This is a genomic window from Mycobacterium sp. NAZ190054, assembly GCF_001545925.1.
Classification (GTDB): Bacteria; Actinomycetota; Actinomycetes; order Mycobacteriales; family Mycobacteriaceae; genus Mycobacterium.
The window spans coordinates 1-2,790 of the sequence record NZ_LMVQ01000369.1; the positions used below are offsets into that span (position 1 = coordinate 1).

At 70.5% G+C, this 2,790-nt stretch carries 4 protein-coding genes; all 4 read right to left on the bottom strand.

Going from position 1 to position 2,790, the window contains the following annotated elements:
* On the bottom strand, window positions 1-1,490 hold a 1,490-nt coding region (locus ASJ79_RS21925), incomplete at its 3' end, for an FAD-dependent oxidoreductase (RefSeq protein ID WP_197420323.1).
* Entirely contained in the window at window positions 1,487-1,810 is a 324-nt protein-coding gene (locus ASJ79_RS21930; protein WP_067959870.1) for a lycopene cyclase domain-containing protein, read from the bottom strand. The genes ASJ79_RS21925 and ASJ79_RS21930, both read right to left, overlap by 4 nt.
* A complete protein-coding gene (locus tag ASJ79_RS21935; RefSeq protein ID WP_067959873.1) occupies window positions 1,807-2,148 on the bottom strand; it encodes a lycopene cyclase domain-containing protein in 342 nt (113 codons plus the stop codon). Before ASJ79_RS21935 ends, ASJ79_RS21930 begins: the two co-directional genes overlap by 4 nt.
* A gap of 82 nt (window positions 2,149-2,230) precedes the next feature.
* Window positions 2,231-2,790, bottom strand: a 560-nt coding sequence (locus ASJ79_RS21940) for an FAD-dependent oxidoreductase (protein ID WP_231750972.1), incomplete at its 5' end; no start/stop codon positions are given.

Genomic DNA, 2,790 nt, shown 5'->3' on the forward strand with positions numbered 1-2,790 from the left:
CTGGCCTGGGTCACCAGGTTCGGGAACATCGGCACCGTTATGCCCTCGTAGGCTTGGAATCGGTTCTCCCGCCACCACTTTCCGAGATCGCGGCCCTCCCGGCCGATCACCTCGATCGCGGGCAGGTCGATGCGGATGCCGTCACCGGCCAGCACCACCCGCGGATCGGGGGTCGCCACCGTGGGCCGCTCGGCGAAATCGCCTGGGGCGAAGCGGGGGCAGTCGGCGCGGCGCAGCAGCCGTTCGGCGACGATCGACGCCGCCGCGGTCTCGGGATAGAGCTCGTGCATGCGGTCGATCAGGCGGCGGCGCACCTCGGCGTCACCGTCGGTGACCGAGTAGGCGTGCAGCTCCACCACCGAACCACCGGTGCGCGAAGCCCATTCGGCGGCCTCGCGCTCGTAGCGCTGCAGCACGCTGATGTTGTCCAGCGGTTCCCGGCCCCCGGTCGCGACGAACGCCGCGCGGTCACCGCGCACGGGGCGGTCCAGCCACAGTCGCAGCACCACGAACGGCGGCGCGGTGCCCATCGCGGCGACCCGCTCGCGCCACAACGGATCCCCCAGGCCCGGCGAGGCCGCCACCACCCGCTGCAGCGACCCGACATCGGTGGCCAACACCACCGCGTCCCCCGACCACACCTTCCCGTGCGCGCCCGTCACCGTCACCTCGTCGGCGAGGGTGACCGCCTCGACCTCGGCTCCGGTGTGGAACACCACGCCGCGGCCCTCCAGATAGCGTCGCAACGGATTCCACAGCGCCACATCGAAGTTCGCGCTGGCAACGTCGAAGATCAAACCCTCGCTGGAGCCCAGGAAGTAGATGTGGAACATGGTGACCAACTCGCCCGCGGACAACGTCTCCGGCCGGGCGAAAAAGCTGCGCGCGAACACCTCGAACGCCAGGTGCCGGGCGGCCTCGGGAAAGTTGATGTCGCGCAGGAAGGTTGCCGCGTCCTGTTCGTCGAGCAGGTGATAGGTCTCGGGCACCGACACCGCGGCCAGTGGGGCGGCGGCCCTGGCGTCCAGCCGGACCAGGTCCCGCAAGCGGAAGGTGGGGCTGCGCAGCGCGAACGCCAACGCGTTCAGCGGTGGGGTCTGGGGCAGACCGCGGAACGTGTCCTGCCGGCCGGCGCCGTCGATCAGGGGATAGTCCGCCACCGGGGTCAGCGCGGACAGCCCGGGATCGCTGCGCTGCAGCAGCGCCCGCAGGTTGTAGTACTGCCGGAAGAACGCGTGGAAACCGCGGTTCATCGCGACCGGGGTACCGTCGGTCAGCGTGTCCGGCCAGCCGCCGACCCGCCCGCCGAGATGATCGCACTTCTCGACCACCTCGACCGCGACACCGCGTTCGGCCAGCCCGGTGGCGGCGGCCAGCCCCGCGATGCCACCGCCCACGACGACGACGCGGGGCCGCCCCCCACCCGCCGTGCGCCGGCCCGGATGAGCGGGCAAGGTCTGGCGCCGGCGATCGGATCCGTTGATGCTCAACGCTTCTCCTCCGCCTTCAGCCGGGCGCGTTCCCACAGCAGCAGCGCGGCGGTCACCATCGCGAACCCGAACAGGAAGTCCTCGACCGGGATGTCCCACGGGAAGCGGATACCGCTGAAGTGGTCGTCGTGGTACAGCACGATCGGCGCGCTCAGCTTCGTCAGCCAGCCGTCGACGGGGATCTGGAATCCGAGCACGATCACCATCGAGATCCAGTAGGCGGCCCGCCGGAACAGCCCGGTGCGCAGCACCACCAGTTCCAGGGCGCACACCGCGACGACCGAGAGTATCGCAGGCACCGTGTACCCGAGGCCGGTCACCGCGCCCGCTCCTTCACCCCACGGCGGCGCACCACGCCGAGGATGGTGTCCACCGCGTTGTAGGTCAGCAGCCCGCACAGCGGCACCACGACGAAGAACAGCACCTCCTCGACCGGCAGACCGCCGGGCACGAAAACCCCGGTGACGTAGTCGGGGTTGAACCACCACACCCCGGCCGCGGTGGCGATCACGTCCCAGATCACGAACACCGCGAACACCGGCAGCAGCGCGGCCGCCATCAGCGTCGGTCGGCGGTAGACGCCGTCACCGAAGAACTCCAGCGGCGCGGTGATCACCAGACAGCCGGCCAGAACCAGCAGATAGTGCCATTGATCCACGCTCACGCTCCCCTGAGTCTCAGACTGCCCACCGGCGCACGGCGGCCGGAGACCTCGAAGCCGATCGCGTCGATCTCGTCCATCAGTGGTTGACCTCCGGGGCGGGACGGCGAGCGGGGATGCCGGTGACCCGGTCGGCGGCGAGCCGGCCGGACAGGATCGCGGTCGGAACCCCCACCCCGGGGACGGTGGACGAGCCGGCCAGCACCACGTTGTCGATGCCGCGCACGGTGTTGGCCGGCCGGAACGGTCCGGTCTGGGAGAAGGTGTGCGCCAACGCGAACGGCGTTCCGGCGGCCATCCCCTGGCGGCGCCAGTCGGCCGGGGTCACCACGTGCAGCAGCTCCGCGTCATCACCGACGCCGGGCATCCGGTCCCGCACCGCGGCCAGCATCTGGTCGACGTAGCCGGATCCGGTGGCGTCCCAGTCGATCGCGCCGACGTCGGTGTTGGGGGCCGGGGCCAGCACGTAGAGCAGGTCACGACCGGGCGGGGCCAGCGACGGGTCGCCGGCGGTCGAGGCGGCTTCAGGAACCAGCCCGATGTCGACGAAAGGAGTCTGGAATGTCGCGGCCGGATCGGCATAGACGAGATCGCAGTGCAGCAACATGGTGACACCCACACCGACAGCCAGGCCGTTGA